Source organism: Fulvivirga aurantia (assembly GCF_009711475.1).
GTDB lineage: Bacteria > Bacteroidota > Bacteroidia > Cytophagales > Cyclobacteriaceae > Fulvivirga > Fulvivirga aurantia.
Window position 1 is genome coordinate 1 of the sequence record NZ_SMMD01000470.1, and the last position, 3,027, is coordinate 3,027.

Sequence of the window (3,027 nt, forward strand, 5' to 3'; positions counted from 1 at the left end):
TGAATCAAGTTCAGGATGACAATTAATAGCTCAAGTCATGCTGAGCGCGTAGAGCGGAGGGCTAAGAGCTTTGAGCCATGAGTTGTGCATAACGTAACTCACAGCTCACGACTAGAAGCTAAAAACCATTTTTGAATTATAAATCATTCATAAAATACACTCTAAACCTTAAATGACTTATAAATCATTCATTTGTGTTAAAATTTTCGCCCACTGAGAGTCACCTGCCAAGGGACTCTTAGTTTCAAAGGCCTCAGAGTTCTCCGTGAGTAACTCTAAGTAGAAATGCAAGGAGAGGGCTATACCCTCTACTCTGAGCAGCGATGCGCATAACTGTTCAGACACAGCCTTGAATTGCAAAGTACCTTACGTTTCAGGTTTTTACTTATCTTGTGTCTTCTTTATGAAAGACTTACCATTTTCAATTATTAACCACCTCAACACTTTAACGCATGTCAAATTTTATAAAAGCACTATGTTGTGGCCTTATTATGCTGTTTACGGCCAACCAAGCTGTGGCACAAAAGGCTAATGCTCAGACCAATAATTTCAAAACACGTTCAAGTTTTACCTACGACTACGCCACACAATACGAAAACGGTTACGTGAAACTTCTTGACAATACCCGGCTAGAGGGGCAAATTGCCTTGTATGGTAAGTCATTTGATGAACTCAGGGGAGTGAAGCTCATAACGTCCACAGGTAAAAAGTACCGCCTGAGTATGATGAGTATTCTTGAATTTGGCCTTAGTGATGGCCTCATAAACGATACACCTTATGCTTTTTACAAAGGCTGGGCAGCTTTTGGGTATGTTGTAACAAGGAGCGGCCAAAGATACGAAGGGCAGCTACAATTGAAAGAAACGCGAGGTAAACTGGAAACTATAACAGTTACCGCTAACGATAAAACTAAAACGAAAGTTGATGCAGAGGAAATTCAAAACTACGGGGCAAGCAGGTTTGTAGATGAGAAATTTATCGGCAATTGGGAGCAGCTCAGGTGGAAAGACCTGGCTTCAGGGTTTTCAAATCGAAACTCACATGATTTTAAAGGTTATATCATAGACAATGCCGGGCAGCGACATGAGGGAATGATAAGTATCTCCAAGCAGGCCAATATTATCAAAAAGTTGATGTTAAACGAAGAATCCTTTGATTACGAAAAGGTTAGTGAGTATGGTTTTGACATGCGCATGGACGATTATTATAAGTTTATTACCGATACCGAAGACCCTAATAACATCTATTATGAGCCTGTAGCAGTGCAGTTTAACCCGGGGTATATCGTGCTGGAAGATGATGCCCAACTTAAGGGGTTGATTTCAATATCGCAACCTGATAACGCTACAGGGGTGTACTATCTGGCCAGCGCTGACGACAAGGTTAAATATATTGCAGATGATAAAATAGCTGAAGTCAACCAGGAAATAAGCGATGAAACACGCGAAAAGAAACATAGGTATGTGTACGACACCCGATTTGTGGATGGTCACCCCATCACCGATGAGCCTGATTGGGAGATTGAGAAAGAAACATCAAATACCAAGATAACCAAGCCTATGTCAGGGTACATTGTCACCTTGAAAGGAGAGAAGATTATTGGCTCACTGTACCTTAAGCAGTTTACAACCAATATGTCGCAGTACATCATCAAAGATGGCAATGGGAAAACCACTAAAAAATACTATGTGAAAGAATTCGGTGTCATAGACAAATCAAAAAAGTACACTTACGAGGAGTATCTGGCTGCTCTCAAAAATGATGACGAACCAGCTGAATCGGAAAGTTATGCCCTTGTAGCTACTACCGCTGAAGCAAATGAGGATGACGTGCAGAAAGACTTCACCGCAGGCGTTGAAGGGAAGGTTACTATGGAAAATGGCGAGCAGGTAGCAGGTAAATTATTGTTGCAGGCCGATGATAGGTATTATAATCGGGTAATTATTGAGTTGCCTGATGGTACTCAGCAGACCTATGAAAATGATGCTGATATAGCTTTTGTTGAGTTTGCTGAAAATGGAAAAAAGGTCAAATTGTATGAGCACAACGGATTTTTGATGCCGGTAACTCACGAATATGGTAGGTTTCTGATCATTAGAAACCCTCAGCCGACTACAGTTGCATTGGGAGCAATGTTTGCCGCAGATTTTGTAAATAAATTAGATGAGTATATCGAGGCGGAGGGTGATAGAGCAGCTGTTAAAAACGCTTTAGAAAAACAGAAGTCCGGTGAGTGGAGTGAAGACGACCAGCAGGAGTTGGAGGACGCGCTCAATGCTAATTCAAATTTAAGTGGCCTGGTCGATTTTAATAATTTTTTCGCCAAGGAATACCTAGTGGTAAATACGGAAACCAAGCACTACGGCATGTATATCAATAACAACATTCGACCTATCGGGAACTATGTGTTGAAAGCGTTTCTCATGGGTAGGTTAGAGTATTTAGAGTTATCCAGAGATAAGCAGAAGTTTTACGAAAAGATGAAAGACCCCATGGCTACGCTAAAGTTTTTAGAAGACAGTGTGGAGTGATTAGTTGCTTGTCTATGGTTACGAGCTTTGAGCTCCGCTACGCACAGGCTTCGAACACCGGATGAATTGAATGAAATAAATACCATAATTTTATAAAATCAATTTCAGTAAATTCTTTGTGAATTAAATTCGTAATATCTAATATTGCACTCCCAAAATCAATTAACAATATGTAATTGATCAGGGCCCTTAGCTCAGTTGGTTAGAGCACCTGACTCATAATCAGGTGGTCGCTGGTTCGAGCCCAGCAGGGCCCACTTTCAGAAACCGGATTTCAGTAATGTTGTCCGGTTTTTTTTATTTCTTCTATTAATATAGCTAGAAGCGCGCAGCATAGAAGATACTCTCACACATTTGTCTTCGAGTGCCTCAGTCAGGCAAATTGCTAATTACTCATTTTATCAATCCAGTTCGTAGCTAGAAGCTCTTAGCTCGCAGTTCTAAAAAGAGACTCTTCGGACTCCTTAGGTCGTCCTACCGATGACGCATTTAGTTA

1 protein-coding gene and 1 tRNA gene are annotated in these 3,027 nt (G+C 40.9%); both read left to right on the plus strand.

What is annotated here, in order from left to right; translation table 11 throughout:
* The first annotated feature begins 452 nt into the window (after positions 1–452).
* A complete protein-coding gene (locus E1176_RS03170) occupies positions 453–2,531 on the plus strand; it encodes a hypothetical protein (protein ID WP_155209130.1) in 2,079 nt (692 codons plus the stop codon).
* Between the two features lie 183 nt (positions 2,532–2,714).
* Positions 2,715–2,788 (plus strand) — tRNA-Ile (locus tag E1176_RS03175).
* The last annotated feature ends 239 nt before the right edge of the window (positions 2,789–3,027 follow it).